The 19,121-nt window shown below is 64.5% G+C and carries 19 protein-coding genes and 1 pseudogene; 6 read left to right on the plus strand and 14 right to left on the minus strand.

Annotation, left to right across the window (positions count from 1 at the left end; genetic code table 11):
• A pseudogene (locus IG178_RS25595) lies at positions 1-193 on the plus strand (hypothetical protein); the annotation flags it as partial.
• Here IG178_RS25595 and IG178_RS15830 read toward each other — a convergent pair.
• Genes IG178_RS15830 through urtB form a run of 6 tightly spaced genes read right to left on the minus strand, consistent with a single transcriptional unit; the run spans position 175 to position 5,162 of the window.
• Complete coding sequence (locus IG178_RS15830) at positions 175-477, minus strand: urease subunit gamma (RefSeq protein WP_193213542.1); 303 nt, start codon at positions 475-477, stop codon at positions 175-177. The pseudogene IG178_RS25595 and the gene IG178_RS15830 sit on opposite strands and share 19 nt — an antisense overlap.
• The gene (locus IG178_RS15835; protein ID WP_193213543.1) at positions 477-788 is read right to left on the minus strand and encodes a hypothetical protein; all 312 of its coding nucleotides are present in this window, start codon (positions 786-788) and stop codon (positions 477-479) included. The genes IG178_RS15830 and IG178_RS15835 overlap by 1 nt, the downstream gene beginning before the upstream one ends.
• A 3-nt stretch (positions 789-791) precedes the next feature.
• On the minus strand, positions 792-1,517 hold the full coding sequence (gene urtE / locus IG178_RS15840) for an urea ABC transporter ATP-binding subunit UrtE (protein ID WP_193213544.1): 726 nt from the start codon (positions 1,515-1,517) through the stop codon (positions 792-794).
• Positions 1,514-2,281 carry an urea ABC transporter ATP-binding protein UrtD gene (gene urtD, locus IG178_RS15845; RefSeq protein ID WP_193213545.1) on the minus strand — a complete coding sequence of 256 codons (768 nt, stop codon included), beginning with the start codon at positions 2,279-2,281 and terminating at the stop codon, positions 1,514-1,516. The genes urtE and urtD overlap by 4 nt, the downstream gene beginning before the upstream one ends.
• A complete protein-coding gene (gene urtC / locus IG178_RS15850) occupies positions 2,278-3,414 on the minus strand; it encodes an urea ABC transporter permease subunit UrtC (RefSeq protein ID WP_193213546.1) in 1,137 nt (378 codons plus the stop codon). Before urtC ends, urtD begins: the two co-directional genes overlap by 4 nt.
• Positions 3,414-5,162 carry an urea ABC transporter permease subunit UrtB gene (urtB, locus tag IG178_RS15855; protein ID WP_193213547.1) on the minus strand — a complete coding sequence of 583 codons (1,749 nt, stop codon included), beginning with the start codon at positions 5,160-5,162 and terminating at the stop codon, positions 3,414-3,416. The genes urtC and urtB overlap by 1 nt, the downstream gene beginning before the upstream one ends.
• Positions 5,163-5,393: 231 nt before the next feature.
• On the opposite strand from urtB, the gene glgP reads away from it, so the two are divergent.
• Together glgP and IG178_RS15865 are read left to right on the plus strand one after the other, a co-directional pair.
• Positions 5,394-7,055: an alpha-glucan family phosphorylase gene (gene glgP, locus IG178_RS15860; RefSeq protein WP_193213548.1), complete on the plus strand. Its 1,662-nt coding sequence runs from the start codon at positions 5,394-5,396 to the stop codon at positions 7,053-7,055.
• 19 nt (positions 7,056-7,074) lie between these two features.
• Positions 7,075-7,479: a hypothetical protein gene (locus IG178_RS15865; protein WP_193213549.1), complete on the plus strand. Its 405-nt coding sequence runs from the start codon at positions 7,075-7,077 to the stop codon at positions 7,477-7,479.
• A gap of 27 nt (positions 7,480-7,506) precedes the next feature.
• On the opposite strand, the gene IG178_RS15870 is transcribed toward IG178_RS15865, so the two are convergent.
• The 6 genes from IG178_RS15870 to IG178_RS15895 all read right to left on the minus strand — a co-directional run bounded on the left by IG178_RS15870 (position 7,507) and on the right by IG178_RS15895 (position 13,161).
• A complete protein-coding gene (locus IG178_RS15870) occupies positions 7,507-7,752 on the minus strand; it encodes a CDGSH iron-sulfur domain-containing protein (RefSeq protein WP_193213550.1) in 246 nt (81 codons plus the stop codon).
• A gap of 69 nt (positions 7,753-7,821) precedes the next feature.
• On the minus strand, positions 7,822-8,034 hold the full coding sequence (locus tag IG178_RS15875; protein ID WP_193213551.1) for a hypothetical protein: 213 nt from the start codon (positions 8,032-8,034) through the stop codon (positions 7,822-7,824).
• A gap of 170 nt (positions 8,035-8,204) precedes the next feature.
• Positions 8,205-9,638: a glycoside hydrolase family 10-like protein gene (locus IG178_RS15880; protein ID WP_193213552.1), complete on the minus strand. Its 1,434-nt coding sequence runs from the start codon at positions 9,636-9,638 to the stop codon at positions 8,205-8,207.
• Between the two features lie 50 nt (positions 9,639-9,688).
• Positions 9,689-11,071, minus strand: coding sequence for a hypothetical protein (locus tag IG178_RS15885; RefSeq protein ID WP_193213553.1), 1,383 nt, complete (start codon positions 11,069-11,071; stop codon positions 9,689-9,691).
• 223 nt (positions 11,072-11,294) lie between these two features.
• Positions 11,295-11,705 carry a hypothetical protein gene (locus IG178_RS15890; protein ID WP_226895496.1) on the minus strand — a complete coding sequence of 137 codons (411 nt, stop codon included), beginning with the start codon at positions 11,703-11,705 and terminating at the stop codon, positions 11,295-11,297.
• A 355-nt stretch (positions 11,706-12,060) separates the two neighbouring features.
• On the minus strand, positions 12,061-13,161 hold the full coding sequence (locus tag IG178_RS15895; RefSeq protein ID WP_193213554.1) for an aminopeptidase: 1,101 nt from the start codon (positions 13,159-13,161) through the stop codon (positions 12,061-12,063).
• Between the two features lie 122 nt (positions 13,162-13,283).
• Between IG178_RS15895 and purN the strand changes: the two genes are divergently transcribed.
• Complete coding sequence (gene purN, locus IG178_RS15900; protein WP_226895497.1) at positions 13,284-13,856, plus strand: phosphoribosylglycinamide formyltransferase; 573 nt, start codon at positions 13,284-13,286, stop codon at positions 13,854-13,856.
• Here purN and IG178_RS15905 read toward each other — a convergent pair.
• Positions 13,853-14,707: a PEP-CTERM sorting domain-containing protein gene (locus IG178_RS15905; RefSeq protein WP_193213556.1), complete on the minus strand. Its 855-nt coding sequence runs from the start codon at positions 14,705-14,707 to the stop codon at positions 13,853-13,855. The genes purN and IG178_RS15905 overlap by 4 nt on opposite strands.
• A 200-nt stretch (positions 14,708-14,907) precedes the next feature.
• Here IG178_RS15905 and IG178_RS15910 point away from each other — a divergent pair, with 200 nt between their 5' ends.
• Together IG178_RS15910 and miaB are read left to right on the plus strand one after the other, a co-directional pair.
• Positions 14,908-15,825 (plus strand): AAA family ATPase, encoded by a 918-nt coding sequence (locus tag IG178_RS15910; RefSeq protein WP_193213557.1) that lies wholly within the window; start codon positions 14,908-14,910, stop codon positions 15,823-15,825.
• 260 nt (positions 15,826-16,085) lie between these two features.
• Positions 16,086-17,456, plus strand: coding sequence for a tRNA (N6-isopentenyl adenosine(37)-C2)-methylthiotransferase MiaB (miaB, locus tag IG178_RS15915; protein WP_193213558.1), 1,371 nt, complete (start codon positions 16,086-16,088; stop codon positions 17,454-17,456).
• Positions 17,457-17,576: 120 nt separating this feature from the next.
• Here miaB and IG178_RS15920 read toward each other — a convergent pair whose 3' ends face one another.
• The gene (locus tag IG178_RS15920; RefSeq protein WP_193213559.1) at positions 17,577-19,004 is read right to left on the minus strand and encodes a sulfatase; all 1,428 of its coding nucleotides are present in this window, start codon (positions 19,002-19,004) and stop codon (positions 17,577-17,579) included.
• Positions 19,005-19,121 lie beyond the last annotated feature (117 nt).

The following is a 19,121-nucleotide window of genomic DNA, read 5'->3' on the forward strand; positions in this document are numbered from 1 at the left end:
CGGATGGCGGATGGCGGATGGCGGATGGCGGATGGCGGATGGCGGATGGCGGATGGCGGATGGCGGATGGCGGATGGCGGATGGCGGATGGTGGATGGTGGATGGTGGATGGTGGATGGTGGATGTCGGAAAATCTTCCATCTTCCATCTTCCATCCTCCATCTACGATCCTCTTCACCTCACCGGATTGTGAACGGTGACGAGCTTGGTGCCGTCCGGGAAGGTCGCCTCGACCTGGATGTCGTGGATCATCTCGGCGACGCCTTCCATCACCTCGTCGCGGGTGACGAGGGTGGTGCCGTAGCTCATGAGTTCGGCGACCGACTTGCCGTCGCGGGCGCCTTCGAAAATCTCGGCGGTGATCAGTGCGATGACCTCGGGATGGTTGAGCTTGAGGCCGCGGTCGCGGCGACGGCGGGCGAGGTCGGCGGCGACGACCACCAGCAGCTTCTCCTTCTCGCGCGGGGACAGGTGCATCAGAACGCGGCGATGGAGGCGAGCGCGCCGCCGAAGGCGACGGCGGCACCGAGTTTCACCTTGCGGTTCGGGCTCAGCTTGAAGGCGACGGCGGCACCGAGTTTCACCTTGCGGTTCGGGCTCAGCTTGAAGGCGACGGCGGCGGCCGCCGCGGTGGCGGCCAGACCGATCTCGAGCGGGCCGTGGAGATGCAGCCAGTCGGCGCGGAGGGCGTCGAACTCGTCTTCTTCCCCGGGATGATAGTGGCCGGGATGAGCCGCGGCGACGGCGGGCAGGAAAACGAGCAGGCGGGCGAGGGTTCGTTGGATCATGGTTCAGACGGTGAGGAATTCCTTGATGAGTTCTTCGGAGAGATCGGTCATCGGCCCGGTGGCGGCGACGCGGCCGCGCTCGAGGATGGTGAAGTCGTCGCCGAGTTCCTTGCAGAAATCCAAGTACTGCTCGACCAGTAGAATCGCCATCTTGCCTTCCTCGCGCAGCATCTTGATGGCGTCGCCGATCTGGTCGATGATGTTCGGCTGGATGCCCTCGGTGGGCTCGTCGAGGATGAGGAGCTTGGGATTGGTGAGCAGCGCGCGGCCGATCGCGAGCTGCTGCTGCTGGCCGCCGGAAAGCATGCCGCCCTTGCGCGGCAGGAACTCCTTGATGATGGGGAACAGGGTGAAGATGCGGTCGATCTCCTCCTTCTTCGGCTTGCGGCCGCGGGCGACGGTGCCGACGTAGAGGTTTTCCTCGACGGTCAGCTGGGGGAAGATCTCGCGGCCCTGGGGCACGAAGCCAATGCCCGCGAGGGCGCGCTTGTCCGCGCTGAGGCGGGAAAGGTCGGTGCCGGCGAGGTGGATGTTGCCGTTGTCGGCGGGCATCAACCCGGTGATGGCCTTGAGGGTCGTTGTCTTGCCGACGCCGTTGCGGCCCATCAGGCAGAAGACGGTCTTCGGGCGGATGTCGAGGCTGACGCCGCGGAGGATGCGGCTGCCGCCGATCGAGACCGACAGGTCGCTGACGGAAAGGGACAGGGGCTCGGTGGCGACGGCGTTCATGCGGCTTTCTTTTTGCGGCCGAGGTAGACCTCGATGACCCGTTCGTCGTTCTGCACCTTGTCCACCGGGCCCTCGCAGAGGACGTTGCCCTGATGGAGGACGGTGACGAGGCGGCCCTGGGAGATCTGGCGGACGAAGGTCATGTCGTGCTCGATGACGACGATGGTGTGCTTGCCGGCGAGCGAGAGCAGCAGCTCGCCGGTGCGATAGGTTTCCTCATCGGTCATGCCGGCGGCGGGTTCATCGACCAGCAGCAGCTTGGCGTCCTGGGCGAGCAGCATGCCGATCTCCAGCCACTGCTTCTGGCCGTGGGCCAGGGACCCGGCCTTGGCGTGGGCGCGGCTGGTGAGCTTGATGGTGTGGAGGATTTCGTCCATCCGCTCTTCCTGCTCCTTGCGGATCTTGCCGAACAGCGAGTGCCAGATGCTGCGCGGACCGGCGAGCGAGAGCAGCAGGTTTTCGCGCACGGTGTGGTCGGTGTAGACCGTCGGCGTCTGGAACTTGCGGCCGATGCCGAGACGGTAGATCTCGTACTCGTTCATCTTGAGCAGGTCGTTCGTCTGCTCGAAGTGGAGCGTGCCGGTGTCGGGCTTGGTGCGGCCGGTGATGAGGTCGAGGAAGGTCGTCTTGCCGGCGCCGTTCGGCCCGATGACGGTGCGCAGCTCGCCCTTCTCGAGGGAGAAGTTGAGGTCGTTGATGGCCTTGAAACCGTCGAAGGACTTGTTGAGGCCTTCCGCGGCCAGGATGTAGGGAATGAGGCTCATTCGGCTTCGGGGCTGGGATTGGCGGCGGCGAGGTCTTCCTCGCGGATGGTCTGGCGGTGTTTGCGACGTTCTATGATCGCGCGGATCTGGCCGGGGATGCCGACGATGCCCTTGGGCATGAAGAGCACGACCAGCACGAAGGTGGCGCCGAGGATGATCAGCCAGTAGTCGGGATACTCGGTGGTCGCCCAGCTCTTCAGGCGGTTGACGCCGATGGCGCCGATGATCGGGCCGATCAAGGTGCCGCGGCCGCCGACGGCGACCCAGACGACGGCTTCGAGCGAGTTGGCGGTGGCCATTTCCCCCGGGTTGATGATGCCGACCTGGGGGACGTAGAGGGCCCCGCCGACGGCGGCGATCATGCCGCTGATGACGAAGACGAAGAGCTTGAAGTTGGCGGCCGAGTAGCCGGAGAAGAGGACCCGGTTTTCACTGTCGCGGATGGCCCGCTGGATGAGCCCGAAGCGGCTGGTCGTGAGCCATTTGCAGCCGATGAAGATGAGCGTCAGGGCGACCGCCGAGGCGATGTAGAGGATGCGCCGGGTTTCGGGTGACCGGATGTCGGCCCCCAGCACCGTGCGGAAGTCGGTGAAGCCGTTGTTGCCGCCCATGGTGATGATGTCGTTGCTGAGGAAGATCAGCCACGCGGCGTAGGTGAGGGCCTGGGTGAGGATCGAGAAATAGACGCCCTTGATCCTCGAGCGGAAGGCGAGGTAGCCGAAGACCCAGGCGAGCAAGCCGGGAACGGCGAGCACCATCAGGGTGGCGAAGGGGAAGGAGTAGAAGGGTTGCCAGAATCCGGGGAGCTCCTTGAGGCCGAGGAAAACCATGAAGTCGGGCAGGTCGCTCTTGTACTGGCCGAGCTTGCCGATCATCAGCATCAGGTGCATGCCGAACATGTAGCCGCCGAGGCTGAAGAACAGCGCCTGGGCCAGGCAGAGCAGGCCGGTGTAGCCCCATAACAGGTCGACGGCGATGCCGAGCATCGCGTAGCAAAGGTACTTGCCCCAGGTGTTGAGGGTGAAGTCCGAGACGATGCCCCCGGCATTGAGCGCAGGCATGATCACCACCAGGAACAGGGCGACCGCAGCGAGCGCGATCGTGGGCATTTTGCCGGATAGCGGGGTATTCATCAGTCGAGGCTGCGGGAGCGGGTCGCGAAGAGCCCGGCGGGTTTCCACTGGAGGAACAGGATGATGGCGCCGAGGACGAGGATCTTGCCGAGCACCGGGTTGCCGAGGATCTGCTGCAAGGACTGGTCGGCCATGCCGATGCCGAGGGCGCTGATCACGGTGCCGATGATGTTGCCGACGCCGCCGACGACGACAGTCATGAACGAGTCGACGATGTAGTTCTGGCCGAGGTTCGGGCCGACATTGCCGATCTGCGACAGGAAGGCCCCGGCGAGGCCGGCGAGGCCGCTGCCGAAGCCGAAGGTCATCATGTTCACGCGCTCGGTGCGCACGCCCATGCAGGCGGCCATGGCGCGGTTCTGCATGACCGCCCGGATCAGCAGGCCGAGCGAGGTCTTGTTGAGCACCACCCAGGTGAGGAAGATGATCAGCACCGCGAAGGCGATGACGAACACGCGGTTCCAGCCGAAGATGACGTCGTTGACGGTCCAGTTGCCGGAGAGGTAGGCGGGGCTGTCGACCTGGACGTTGTTCGAGCCGAAGATCAGCCGGAAGAGCTGCTGGAGGATCATCGAGACGCCCCAGGTGGCGAGCAGCGACTCGAGCGGGCGCTTGTAGAGGAAGCGGATGATGCCGCGCTCGAGGAGGATGCCGACGGCGGCGGCGGTGAGGAAGCTGGCGGGGATCGCGACCAGGAAATAGAGCCCCCAGGAGTTGCCGGTCAGGTTCATGCCGGGGATGCTGACGGTCATGCCGAAGGGCGACATGTGGATGCCCGCGCCGAAGAGGTTCTGGACGAGATAGGTGGTGTAGGCGCCGACGGCGATGAGTTCGCCGTGGGCCATGTTGATCACGCCCATCAGGCCGAAGGTGATCGCAAGGCCGATGGCGACGACCAGCAGGATGCTTCCCAGCGAAAGGCCGCGGAAGACGGTGCCGACGGTGTTCACCCGCGAGATGTGGCCGTCGATGTCGAGCTGGGCCCTGTCGCAAGCGCTGACGAGGGCGGCATTGCCGGCTTCCTCGGCCTCGCGGCGGACGGTCTTGATGGCGCCCTGCGAGGCGATGGATCCCATCTCGCCGAGTTCGAGGACGGCGGCCTGGCGGACGGCGGGATCTTCCGAGCGCAGCTTGAGCATGGCGATCGCCTCATCGAGGGCGTCCTTCACCTTGCCGTTCTTCTCGGTCGCCTTGATCTGTTCCAGCAGCGGGAGCTTGGTGATGTCCTGCTGGTTGCCGGTGGCTTTCACCGCCTTCACCCGCTCTTTCGGATCGGGGGAAAGGAGTTCCATCCGGTCCGTCACGTCCTTCATCACCCTGCGGAGCTTCGAGTCGGTGTCGGCAAGGTAGAGGTCATCGGTCGTCGCGCGGGCGACCTGCCCGTCGGCGCCGGTGACGGGTTCGCCGGTGGCCACGGAAGCGAGCGCGAAACGCGCCTCGGGATCCGGATCGCCGCTCAAGGTGACGGCCATGTCGTTGCCCTCGGCGTCCTGATAGAGATAGATCTCGCCCTGCTTCCACTTCTTCAACCAGATCGTGACCTCGTCCGGATCGGCCGACGCGAGGCCCTCGACCATTTCGCGCTGCTGGTCGGTGTCCAGCGTGGTGGTGGCTTTCGCGATGACCTCACGCACCGACCCGGGTGATTCATCCTGGGCCCCGGCCGGGCTCGCGAGGGCGAACAGGCAGGCGGCCAAACATCCACATATCCGGCCGAAGGCTCCGGCTCTCCCTGACAGCACGCGCATCATGGTGAATCTACGCATGAGCAACTCCCGTGCCACCGGGTCCCGCCCGTCTGTCACCCTCGCCGCCGCGCAATTTCCTGAAATCGCGGAAGCTGGTACGGTACGAGCATCCGCGTCGCCGGGCTCGACAAAACCCCTCGGCTACGTCACGCCTACGCCACCGCGCAGCCCCGTCCGTCCCTTGGTGCAAGCCGCCCCGGGCCACCGCGCCGAATCCTTCGCCTCGTCCCCATGTCCGGATCCTTTCTTCCCAAGCCGTTCTCCCATTCCTACGAGATCGACCCGAAGTTCTCGAAGAGCGCCGTCTATTTCTCCTGCGAGTTCGCCATCGACCAGATCTTCAAGATCTACTCCGGCGGCCTCGGCTTCCTCGCCGGCTCCCACATGCGCTCGGCCGCCGCGCTGCGCCAGAACCTGTGCGGCATCGGCATGCTCTGGACCTACGGTTACTACAACCAGACCCGCGGCGAGGAGCGCGAGATGGCGGTGCAGTTCCGCAAGAAGCAGTACGCCTTCCTGCAGGACACCGGGATCAAGTTCCAGGTGCCGGTCCACGGCCACCCGGTGTGGGTCAAGGCGATGTTCCTGCCCGGCGACGTTTTCGGCACGGTGCCGATGTTCTTCCTGACCACCGACCTCGACGAGAACGACCACCTGTCGCGGCAGATCACCCACCGGCTTTACGACAACGACCCGCTGCGCCGGATCGCCCAGTACATCATCCTCGGTGCCGGCGGAGCGCGGCTGCTGGAGGAGCTCGGCGTCGATCCCGAGGTCTGGCACCTCAACGAGGCCCACGGCTTGTCCGCCGCCTTCCGCGTCTACGAGAAATATCGTAGCCTGGACGAGGTGAAGAAGCGCTTCGTCTTCACCACCCACACGCCGGAGGAGGCGGGCAACGAGAAGCACGACTTCAAGCTGCTTCACGATTTCACCTTCTTCGGCTCGGTGCCGAAAAAGGAGGTCGAGCAGGTCACCGGCATCCACGGCGAGGTCTTCAACCACTCGCTCGCCGCGCTGCGGATGAGCCACCTGTCCAACGCGGTGTCCAAGCTGCACGGCGACGTGTCGCGGAAGATGTGGGAGAGCTTCCCGGGAATTTGCCCGATCACCCACGTGACCAACGCCCAGAACGCGAAGTTCTGGAAGGACCGCGGCCTCGAGCACGCCCGCAAGGAGGGCGACATCGAGGAGCTGCGCAACCGCAAGCGGGAGCTCAAGTCGCGCTTGTTCCAGACGGTCGCGGACCAGACCGGCAAGCTCTTCGATCCCGATGTCCTCACCGTGGTCTGGGCCCGGCGCTTCGCCGGCTACAAGCGCCCGGACCTGATCGCCCGCGACATCCGTCTGTTCCGCTCCCTGGTCAACGGCAACGAGCGGCCGGTCCAGATCATCTGGGCGGGCAAGCCGTTCCCCTTCGACTACGGCGCGATCGACACCTTCAACCATCTGGTCCACCTCACCAAGGATCACCCGAACCTGGCGGTGCTGGTCGGCTACGAACTCGACCTGTCGCGCCAGCTGAAATACGGCGCCGACATCTGGCTCAACAACCCGGTGGTCACCCGCGAGGCCTCCGGCACCTCCGGCATGACCGCGGCGATGAACGCGGCGGTAAACCTGTCCACCTACGACGGATGGGTGTGCGAGTTCTCGAAGGACGGCCACAACAGCTTCATCATCCCGCCCGCCGACCCGGCGCTCGATGCCGAGGCGCGCGACCGCCACGACCTGCTCGGCTTCTACGAGGCCATGGAGAAGCAGGTACTGCCGCTCTACTACGGCGACCCGGACGGCTGGTGGAAGCTGGTGCTCAACTCGATGAACGAAGTGGTGCCTTTCTTCGACTCCGACCGGATGGTGACGGAGTACTACGAGAAGATCTACGCGTGAAAATTCGCCACTTCGTGGCGTGCTTCAAAATCTCTTGATGATTGGGTGGAAATCGACCGTAGCCGTGGTCGGATTCGTCGTCCTGGCGATCATCTTCCGATTTTCCATTTTTTGGTTAATTCCGATCGCGGTCGTTGGCCTGCTTTTGTTCGTCGTCGTCGAAGCGATCAAGGCGAGGCAGTTGTTCCGCAAACGTGGTTTCCAAGTTCGTGGTTCCACCGACAATGGATTCATCTACCGCGAGATCTCCGCGGAGGGGACAAGGGTGTTCAATCTGCCGGGTGAACTTGTTGAGCCTGGTCATTCAGTCTACTATCCGATTCCCGAAGACGTTTGGTTGAGAATCGCGCCTGAATGGGCTCGCGGTCGAAAGCATGAAATTGAATCCAGGATTCACGAAGATCCTTTGAATCGACCCCTATAATTCGAGCACGGCTCCGATTTCCTGCCTTCACGGCCTGAATTTCTTGTGGGTGCCGTCGCACAGCGGCGGGGTCTTGGTGTGTTTGCACAGGCACCACCAGACCGTGGTCTTCGCGGTGGTCTCGAATTTCACCGGCTGCATGCCGGTCCCCTTGTGGCTGCCGTCGCAGAACGGCTGGTGGCTGGAGTGGCCGCAGGAGCACCACCAGTGGACCCCGGGTTCGACTTCCAGTCCGATCGGCTTGTTGTCACAGACGCGCGGTTCCTCAGCCATGACGATCAAGCTGACCGCTGCGGCGGAAAAAGGCGAGCCGGGAATCAGGAGGGCCCGGGGCCATCCGCGTCACTCGACGGTCGATGCCATCGGGATCTCGTCGGGGTCGACCGCGACGATCGGCTCTTCCTCCACCGGGGGCTTGGCGACCTTGGCGGACAGCGGGACCGAACCTTTTCCGAACTGCGGGTAGCGGTCCACGGGGACGTCGCTGAGGAAAGTGGCCGTCAGCCAGGCCGCGAGGAGGGCGGCGGAACCCGTTACGAAAAGTCGGACTTTCATCAGGAAATCGGAGTGCAGCGGAGAGGCTGCAGGGAGTTGCGGGACGCGCGGGTTATGGGCCGTTTATTACGCAAAAGTAAAGTATTTTCAACGGCTTGCCCGGGTCAAGGGCGGAGGCGCGCGGGGGTTTCAACAGGTCTCGTGCCAGCGTGCAAGGGGAAATATGGAGCTCAGCGGGCGAGCACCGCCGGCGGGCTGAGATTGCCAAAGCGGTCGACCGCACTGACCGCGACGGCATCGGGCAGGCGCCCTGCAAGTGACGCGAGATCAACGGATTTCGCCCCGGCGGGCACGACCTTCGCCATCCGCCATTGGCGGCCGAAGCGGGCCTGGATCGCGAAGCGGGCGGTCGAGCGGTCGCCGCTCTGGAGGCTCACCCGGACACTGGATCCGTTGCCGCTGGCATTGGCCCCGGGCCGGGCCGGGGTGCTCTGGCTAACCCACGGCATCGGCGGGACCAGCGCCGGTTGCGAGTAGGCATCCTTGGCGAGGAGGTTCGAGATGCCGCCCTGGTTTTTGGTCAGGCCTTTCACGCTCCAATGGATGTGGCCGGCCCAGCTTTTCCCGATGGTCCGCGACAGGCCGACCTGTTTGGTGATCTCGGATGCCGGGCGGCCGTCCTCCGGGCCGCCGATGCGGGTGGTCGCGATGCCCGGCCAGACCGGTCGGCTGCCCTGCTGGCGCCACCATTCCAGCAGCGCGGAGAAGCTCTGCTTGCGCGGCTGGTCCTTCCAGTAGAGCTGCGGTGCCAGGTAGTCGACCCAGCCCTTGGACAGCCACTTGCGGGCGTCGCAGCCGATCTGCTCGTAGGCGTCGAGGCCGGCCTCGATGCCGCTCGGCACCCCCGGACGCCAGATGCCGAAGGGGGAGATCCCGACCCGCACCCAGGGCTTCGTCCGCTTCACGTCGGCGTAGAGCTTTTCGACGAAGTCGTCGACGATCTGCCGCCGCACCGCCGGGCTGCGGCCGTCGGGGAAGATCTTGCCGCCATCGGGGTAGGGGTAGAAGTAGTCGTCGAGGTGGACGCCATCGATGTCGTAGCGCTGGACCACGTCGAGGATGGCGCCGAAGGCCCGCGCGCGGGTCTCGGTGGCGGCGGGGTCGCACCAGACCAGGCTGCCATAGCGCTTGGTGATCTGCGGGGCGGCCTTGGTCACGTGGTTCGCGCAGGTCGGGTGGCTGGCGTTGGAAAGGGCGCGGAAGGGATTGAACCAGGCGTGCACCTCGATGCCCCGGGCATGGGCCTGGCGGATGGCAAATTCGAGCGGGTCGTAGCCCGGCGACTTGCCCATGGTACCGGTCAGCCACGGACTCCACGGCTCGCGCGACGACTGGTAGACCGCGTCGCAATGCGGCCGCACCTGGAGGATCAGCGCGTTCATGTTGAGCGACGCCATCTTGTCGAGGATGCCGCGCATCTCCGCCTGTTGGGTGGACGACGACAGGCCCTTGGCGCTCGGCCAGTCGATGTTGTAAACCACCGCCGCCCAGGCCGCGCGGAACTCGCGGGCGGGTCGCGGCGGCTTCTCCCCCGAGGGCCGGTAGCTCTGGGCCGCGGCGAAGCCGGCAAGCAGGCAGGTCAGCGAAAGGATCCGGGCGAGCATGCCACCTTAGTGGACCCGGCAAGGGGCGGTTGCAAGCGAGGAAGGGGAAGTTAGGGCGCAAGCACCGTGGCGCGGAGACGCACCGCGGCTTCTTGCTTGGCTGGTTTCTCCGCCGCCGGGATCTCCAGCCACTCGCCGACCTTCAATTCGATGGTTCCCGCCGAAGTCGGCCCGGGCATCTTTCCGGGGTTGCAATGGTAGCTGAGGTTCACAGTCCCGGGCTCCTCTGCCAGAGAAGCCTCGATTTCGAAACCCCCGACATCCGTGTCCAACACTCCATCACTACGGGTCAGCCAGATGACCGATTTCAGACCATCCCCGACGATCAACGACCAGTTGCCGTGATCCGGGCTACTTTCGATCTGAATGGAACTTGAGAGGGGCTCCGAGATTTCCCCGACGAGGGCTTGGGCGAGATCATGGGCGGCCTTGTTAGCCACCAGGATCAATTGGTTCGTCCGCATTTCCACGCCGGCAAAGGTGCCCGGCTGTTCGAGATCGACCCCATTGTCATTCAGGACTTTCGAGACGTCCCGGAACGGGCCATGGACCCAACCATGAAGAGAGTCGGGCGCTTCAAGGGAGGGTAGAAGTAGGTATTCGTGTTCTACAAATGGAGGCGGCAATTGATAAGCCGCGATGATGAGGTCTTTCGCGAAGACCTGGCGGGGGAACAGTGGCTCCCGTGCCCCGAGGTCCAGCCACGGGCGCGGTGGACCCGGCCCGGTCTCGATCCAACGGGCTTCCTTAGCGGGAATTCCACCGATGCTTTCCAAACGGACGCTGACATGAAGTTCCCAGGCGGAATCCCCGCTGCCAAGCCTTGCAATGAGGACATCCTTTTCCGCGAGGGCATGGAACGACGCGACCACATTCCAGGTCGCGTCATCGACCTCGGACTTCCAAGTTGCATTGCACATGACATCGAAGGAATTCTCGGAGCTGCGAAAACCCTCGACATCGATTTCCAAGCCATCGATCCGCCCGGTTTTGCGTTCCCCGTTTTCTCCGAAAACGGCGACGGATCGCTTGGCTCCTGACTGGGTCAGATGAAAACGCATGCCGACCACCCGCGGACTTTCGTCGAAACCGCAGGCTTGTTGCGCCTGCCTGATGTGGATGTAGTCGCCGCGAGCCACCAACATCTCCGACCGGCGATTCCAAACCGCCCAATCTCCGGTCCACGCGGCCTTGGGTCCCGGCTCTAGCGGCGAAATCGTGGTGTCCACCAACAGCACCTTCGAAACATCCCACAACTCATCCCCCGGCAGGAAAAACGCCGACTCGCCCGGCGGCTGGTCGAGCTTGCGGACCTGGTCGCTGGTCTTGTAGTCCGGCGCGATCGACTCGATCGGGACCTTCCAGCCCACGGTGACCTCGGCGTGGCCGGGGGCGGGAAGAAATATCAGCGCGAGGGAAATGAGCCGGATCACAAGGCAAGCAAGTTGATACGGCGTTCGAGGCTATGCAAGCGGCGAAGCCGCCCTTGGACTGCTGCGATGATTCGCAGCTTTTTGGATGAAGGGAGCGGCCCGTCTATGTTGAAACGGAAGGAGGAGGCTTCGGGGTCGTCTCAGGCTGCCCGAATTGCCAAACAAACCCTGCACTCGAAAGCTGCGAATCATCGCAGCAGTCCGAGGGCACCTGCGGTGCATGTCATGAGTCGAAGTCGTCCCAGATCTGCAGGCGGTCGGTGCGGAAACGGCGGACGCTTTCGACGAAACTCTTCGGAGCGTGTGTCTCGAACCACGCGGCGCTGCACCACTGGTAGTGGCGGGCTTCCTCGGCCAACCCGTGCTTCACCGGGTTCTCGTTCACGTAGCGGAGCCGGGCGAGATAGGAGGTCTGGTGGGTGATGTGGGTCTCACGGAAGTTCATCCAGACGCGCCGGCCGGGGGCGCCGGAGAGGAGGTTCACTTCGATCGCGGCACTGCGATGGAATTCCGTGAGCCAGGCGCGGAGGGACTCTCCGGTACCATCCGGTGAGTCGGCGACGAAGTGGTAGTGGTTGGCGAGAACGGCCCAAGCCCGGAGCTGCCAGCCGAATGCCTTGGCGGAGTCGATCAAAAGGCCGGCGATGGCGTCGAGTTTCGCCGGCGTGTCGAACAGCCGCTGGCGATGATAGGTGGAGGCCGTGACGAAATAGCTCCCACCCTGAAGAATCCAATGCGGCGGAGCATGGGGCCACGGTGCTATCGGAGCTTCCGGTATGACTCGTGTCCGCAGCGCAGCTGCTTTTGGACTGCTGCGATCCTTCGCAGCTTTTGAGTGGAGTGTCGAGATCGCTTGTCGGGGCGGGTGGAGGCGACCTTTGGGGATCGCTTCGACTCACACCGAGAAAAATCGCCTCTCCCTTGCTTCGAAAAGCTGCGAAGGATCGCAGCAGTCCAAAGGCGGCTGCGCCGCGGTCATGGGGCCGGCCTCACCCGTTCAGCTTCGCCAGGTTCTTCGGCAGGAAGACGCCGTCCTTGCGGATGATCTTGCCGTCGAAGCGGATCTCACCACCGCCGTAGTCCTTGCGCTGGATGTTCACCATGTCCCAGTGGACCTGCGAGCGGTTGCCGTTGTCGGCCTCCTCGTAGGCCTGGCCGGGGGTGAAGTGGAAGGAGCCGCCGATCTTCTCGTCGAAGAGGATGTCGCGCATCGGGTGCTTGATGGCGGCATTGTAGCCGAGCGCGAACTCGCCGATGTAGCGTGCGCCGGCGTCGCTATCGAGGATCTTGTTGATCTCCTTGTTCTTCCCGGGCGACTCGGCCTTGACGATCTTGCCCTTCTCGAAGGTCAGCTTGATCGAGTCGAAGGGGATGCCCTGGTAGATGGTCGGGGCGTTGTAGGAGATGACGCCTTCGACGGAGTCCTTGACCGGCGCGGTGAAGACCTCGCCGTCGGGGATGTTGTGGGTGCCGGCGCAGACGACGGCCGGGATGTCCTTGATCGAGAACTTGAGGTCGGTGCCCGGGCCGGTGATCTGGACGAGGTCGGTCTTGTCCATCAGCCGTTTCAGCGCGGTGGCGGCGGGGACCAGGCTCTTGTAGTCGACCAGACAGACCTGGAAGTAGAAGTCCTCGAACGCCTCGGTGCTCATGCCGGCCTGTTGGGCCATCGAGGGGGAGGGCCAGCGCAGCACGCACCACTTGGTCTTCTTGACCCGCCAGTCGAGAACCGGGCGCATGTACTTCATCGCGAGCTTCATGCTGGCCGCCGGGACGTCACTGCTTTCGGCGATGTTGTGGCTGCCGCGCACCGCGATGTAGGCGTCCATGTCCTTCATCTCGGCGAGCAGGTGCTTGGACATCAGCTGGTACTGGTCGTCGGTCGCGCCCTTGAGCATCTCGCGGGTGAGGCGTGAGCTGTGGATCCGTAGCAGGGGCAGCGCGCCCTTGGCCCGGGCCTCGCGGACCAGGGCGAGGCCGATCGCGTCCGGCACGTCGTAGAGGTCGAAAAGGACCTTCTCGCCTTTCTTGAGCGAAGTGGAATAGCGGACAAGCTGGCGGGCGAGTTGATCGACGCGTGGATCGTGCATGGGGCTATCGCCTATCGGGCGGCGCGGCGGTGGCCAAGATCGAAGTTGCTGGTCCCCCGAAGAATCCGCGCCGGATGGGATTGGCGCTTGGCACCGTTGCGTTGACCCTTTTCCCTCCCCGCATGCGACTCGGTATTCTCGGCTCCGGTTCCGGTTCCAACATGCAGGCGATCCTCGATGCCATCGCGGATGGCTCGCTCGACGCGGAGATCGCCATCGTGCTTTCCGACAACCCGGATGCCTACATCCTGGAGCGGGCCCGCAAGGCGGGGATTCCGACGGGCCTCATCGACTGCCGGGGCTTCAAGACGAAGTACCCGCTGGAAGTGCAGGCCGAAACCGCGGCGGCGCTGCTCAAAGCGGAAGTCGACCTGGTGTGTCTCGCCGGCTTCATGCGCCTGGTGAAATCCCCATTGATGGCGGTCTTCCCGGGCCGGATCATCAATATCCACCCGTCCCTGCTGCCGGCTTTTCCGGGTCTTCACGCCTGGAAACAGGCCTTGGAACAGGGCGTCAGCGAGTCCGGCTGCACGGTCCACTACGTCGATGCCGGAATTGATACCGGTCCGATCATCCTGCAGGCGAAGGTGCCGGTTTTGCCGGATGACACCGCGGAGTCGCTGCACGAGCGCATCCAGGTGGAGGAACACCGGCTGTATCCGGAAGCGATCCGGATCGTCGCCTCGCGGCTTTAGCGCCGCCGGCGGACCAAACCGAGCAGGCCGGCCAGGCCGAGCAAGGAGATCGCGGTGGGTTCCGGGACTGGAACCACCTGAACACCGGGTTGAATGCCACCGCCGGTGATCGACTTGCCGGGAATGGAGACCTGCTCTTGGGTGGCGCCTGCGCCGAAACCGGGAGCACCGGTGTAGGACCCCATGCTGGTGTAAATGTAGACGAAGCTGTTCGGGTCGGCGTTCTGCGGGAAATACGATTTCGGCACGAAGACGAACACGTCGCCGCCGCCGCTGCCCGTTGAAAGGGTGGCATCAAGCAGCGCGAAGTTCTGCTGGCCCGCGGGATTCATGTCGTAGACGGGGACGCCGAGCGTCGACATCATGTCGTTGAGCGTCTCGGGCAAAACGGCCGGATCGGTCGTGCCGCCGACCCAGATCTTGAGGTCATCGAGGGACAGGAAGCGGTCGGTGGCGCTGTTGTTCTCGTTGATATCAACGACGAAAATGTAGCTCGACCCGGAGGCATCCAGCACCAGATCACCCATGCGGAGCTCGTAGTCGAACCCGTTCGGAATGTCCGTGTCCATGATGCCCGGCCGGTTGTAGCCGGACTCGACCTCGTTCCCCTTACCTTGGGGCGGAGAGAGCCGGTAAAGGTCCCGGAACGTTCCCGAGCCCGCGCTGCCATCAACGGAGGGATCCCGGAACAGCGCGCCGTTGATGAAACCGCCGTGGAAATCCACGTTGCTGGTGTTCGTGAGGATGTCCGGCGCGTTTCCGGCGATGGTGACGTCCGTGAGATTGACGATCACGGCTTGGGCGCCGGTGGCGAGCGACAAGCCCGCAACGAGGGTGAGGGTGATTTTCATGGGGGTGAACAGGCAGGGTGACCGGGTGAGCGGAAGCGGAAGCGGAAAGTCAATGATTCTTAATAAAACGGGAAGCAAAATTTTTGAATTTCCCGAACTTCTAACGGAATTGGTCGGGATTCGGGGTGGATTTGCCGACGATTTCCGGTGCTTTCGGCTGGCCGGGTCCCGGGCGCCTTGCCTCAAATGCGGCGGTCTCCATGCCACGCGCCGCCCTTGAGAATCTCCGCCAGCGTCTTGTCGCCACCGTCCTCGGATCGGAGGAGGCCGCCGGCCTTTTGCTGACCGCGTTGCTGGCGCGGGGACACGTCTTGATCGAGGGCGCGCCGGGCATCGGCAAGACCTCGCTCGCGCATACCCTGGCGACCTCGATCGGCGGCAGCTTCAAGCGGGTCCAGTTCACCCCGGACCTGCTGCCGGCCGATCTGCTCGGCTATTCGCTCTACCGCATGGACCGGGGGGACTTCGAGTTCATCCCCGGGCCGGTCTTCGCCCACTGCGTGTTGGCGGACGAAATCAACCGCACCTCGCCGCGGGTCCAGAGCGCCTTGCTCGAGTGCATGAACGAGCACCAGGTGACCCTCGACGGCGTGACCCGGCCGCTGCCGGAGCCCTTCTTCGTCATCGCCACCCAGAATGATACCGACCGTCACGGCACCTTCCCGCTGCCGGAGCCGCAGCTCGACCGCTTCCTGCTGTCGATCCGGATGGACCTGCCGGCCGCTGTCATCCAGCAGCGGATCCTGCTGGCGCACGCCGCCGGGGAAATCAACGGCACGTCCGCGGCGGGCGGCTTGCTCGATCTGGCCGATGTGCTGGCGCTCCGGGAATCGGTCCAGCGGGTCACGGTGGCTCCGGCCGTCGCCGCGTATATCACCGCCCTGTGCGAAGCCTTGCGCCGGATGGCCGGTTCCGATCATGCGGTGTCCGTCCGCGGGTCCCTCGCATTGATGCAGGCGGCCCGGGCCGCCGCTTTCCTCGACAATGCCCCGGCGCTTTATCCGGACCACGTCCAGGCGCTCTTCCCCGCCGTCCTGCGCCACCGCCTGGCACCCGACGACGGCAGTGATCCGGCGACCTTGATCGACAGCGCGCTGGAGAACACGCCGGTGCCTTGAGTTTTATCTGAACGAACCGCGGAGGCGCAGAGGTCGCGGAGTGGCCCGCGGAGAAGTCCAAGATCGAGATCAACGCCACCAGATCTCCACAATCCAGTTTCATCAGCTCCGCGCTCACCTTTGCGACCTCTGCGCCTCCGCGGTTCGTTCCTCCCCCGTAATTCTCCCGCCTTGATACCCCGGTTCGCCGCCGCTAGCGTCCGCGGCCCCGAGCCACGGTGATCCCGCCATCCGGGCCCAGTCCTTCGAATTTTCCCGTCATGCCCAAGGTCTACATCCGCACGTACGGCTGCCAAATGAACGAACGCGACTCCGAACAGGTGGCGCAGATGTTCACCGAGGGCGGCTACACGGTCACCGGCGATGAAAGCGATGCCGACGCGATCCTGGTGAATACCTGCTCGGTCCGCGACCAGGCGGAACAGAAGGCACTCGGCAAGATGGGCAACATGGGGATGCACCGCCGCCAGAAGCCTCACGTCGTCTATGGTTTCATGGGCTGCATGGCCCAGAGCCGGGGCCCGGAGCTGTTCGAGCGCGTGCCGCACCTCGACGTGGTCGTCGGCACCCAGAAGTACCACAAGGTTTTCGAATACGTGGACACAATCCTCCAGCGCCGCCTCGAGCGCCGGATGGACGACGTCGCCCTGTCGATGCACGGCGACAATGTCTGCGACGTCGAGGAGGAGGCCGGCTCGCAGAACACCATCCGAGACCATGTCCCCAAGGACCTCAACGCCTCGGCCTTCGTCTCGATCATGCAGGGCTGCAACATGCGCTGCTCCTTCTGCATTGTGCCGGACACCCGCGGCAAGGAACGCGGCCGGCCGATCGCCGAGATCGTCGACGAGGTGAAGCGCCTGCGCGACCACGGGGTGAAGGAGATCACCCTGCTCGGCCAGATCGTGAACCTCTACGGCCGCACCGAGTTCGAAAAGGTCGACGGCAAGTCGCCCTTCGTGCAGCTGCTCGAGGCGGTGCACGCGGTCGAAGGCATCGAGCGGATCCGCTTCACCTCGCCGCACCCGATCGGCTACCGCGACGATCTGGTCGCCGCCTTCACCTACCTGCCGAAACTCTGCTCGCACATCCACTTCCCGATGCAGAGCGGCTCCGACCGCATCCTCAAGGCGATGCGCCGGCCGTACAAGAACGAGAAGTTCGTCGAGATCTGCGAGAAAATGAAGGCCGCCCGGCCGGGGATCGCCATCACCACCGACATCATCGTCGGCTTCCCCGGCGAGACCGAGGAGGACTTCCAGGCGACCATCGACACCGTCAAGCGGCTCGAGTTCGACAACGCCTTCGTGTTCCGTTACTCGAAGCGCAAGGACACCCCGGCCGCGGAGATGGACGACCAGCTTCCCGAACGGGTGAAGGAAGAGCGCAACCAGCGGCTGCTCGACGTGGTCAACGAGCTCGCCATCGCCAAGAACGCGGCGCTGGTCGGCACCGTCCAGCAGGTCTTCTGCGAAGGCCCGAGCAAGACCAACAAGCAGCGCCTGACCGGCCGCACCAGCACCAACAAGATCCTGATCTTCGAGGGCGACGCCCACAAGCTGACCGGCCAGCTGGTCGACATCCGGGTCGAGGAAAGCACCGGCTTCACCCTCTACGGCAGCGTGGTCTGAGCCTCCCGGGTGATTCCAAAGGGCCATTAGGGAGCGCCGACTTCAGTCGGCTTGGACGGAAATCAGGGGGACCAGCGAATGCCGACTGAAGTCGGCGCTCCCTTGAAGGCTTTGCCTTCCTCACCGCTTCAGCCGCCGGTCCAGCTCGCCGGCAAGCTTGTCCACGACTCCGGGATTCTCGGCTGCGATGTTCGTGGTTTCGCCATCCGCCTGACGATGGTCGTAGAGTTCGACCGCTGTCGTCTTCCCGCCCTTGCGGTGTTCGATCAACCGGTAGTCCGCGGTCCGCAGGCTCCTCGCCTGGCCGAAATACGAGACCGCCGGCCGGCCCGCCGCCTGCGGATCCTCGAGCAAGGGCCGCAGCGAACGGCCGCTGAGGCCGGAAGGTGCGTCGATGCCCGCCAGATCGCAGAGCGTCGGGAAGAGATCGACGGTTTCCACGATCGAGCGCGAGGCCTCGCCGGGTGAAGGGAGCCCCGGATAGGCGAGGACCAGCGGCGAGCGGAGCGACTCCTCGAACAGCGTGTGCTTGCCCCATACGTTGTGCTCCCCGAGATGCCAGCCGTGGTCGCCCCACAGAACGATGATGGTGTCGTCCTTCAAGCCGTGCTTCTCCAACGACTCGAGCAGGCGGCCGACCTGGGCGTCGGCAAAGCTGACACAGGCGGCGTAGTGCTTGCGGACCTCATCGGCGAATCCGGCATCCTTGCGCGGATCCTTGCCCCAATTCTCGTAGCGCATGAATTCACCGGAACCATGCCAGGTGTTCGGCGCTTCCGGTTTGGCGGGATGGGGGATCGGCGGCAGCTTCGCGTTGCGGTAGGGCTCGAAGTAGCGGGCCGGAGCTCCGAAGGGCAGGTGGGGGCGGATGATCCCGACCGCCAGGAAGAAGGGCTTTTCGGCGGCAGTTTTGGCGAGTTCGTCGAGCTGCGCGAGAGCCTCGTCGGTGATCAGGCCGTCGGGATAATTCGTGTCCGGCCCCTCCGCCGACTGGAAGACCGTCATCGGCTTGCCGTCCTGCCGGATCTCACCGTGGGCGAGGCCATGCATCGCGCCGCGGGGATGTTGCCACTTCCCGGCGGGAAGAAGATGCCGGTCCCAGGCGCCGGGCATCTCGGGTTTGGAATCGTCGTCCCAATCGGCGCCGCCGCGGCCGCCCGGATGGTGCGACACCTTGCCGACCGACACGGTGGTGTAGCCCTTGGTCCGGAAATGTTCCGGCAAGCTGGGTGGCACGCTATTTTTCCCAGTCGCCATCTTCGCCGCCCGCCGGAACAGGGCTTCGTTGTCGCCGGGCCCGTAGCGGCCGGTCAGCAAGGCGTAACGCGAGGCCCCGCAGGTGGGAGCCTGGACGTAGTGGTTGAAAAAAGGACGCCCGGCAGCCGCCAGCCGGTCGATCGCCGGGCTCTGGATGTAGTCGACGCCGAAGCTCCTCAGTTCCGGTCGCAGGTCATCGATGCAGATCAACAACACGTTCGGCCGATCGGCAGCACGGCTGAAACCGGCGGCGGTGAAGAGGCATAGCAGGGTGGTTCGGACTTTGGACATGCGGCGCAGGGTGAGGATACGCTGGAGGAGCCGGGATCCATCGGGAATCACAAAGCCCCGCATGGATCCCGGCACCCTCGGCAGGTCTCACCGTCCACGCCGCCGCGTGCCGGCGGG

This window comes from Neoluteolibacter marinus, assembly GCF_014904755.1.
Taxonomy (GTDB): Bacteria; Verrucomicrobiota; Verrucomicrobiia; order Verrucomicrobiales; family Akkermansiaceae; genus Haloferula; species Haloferula marina.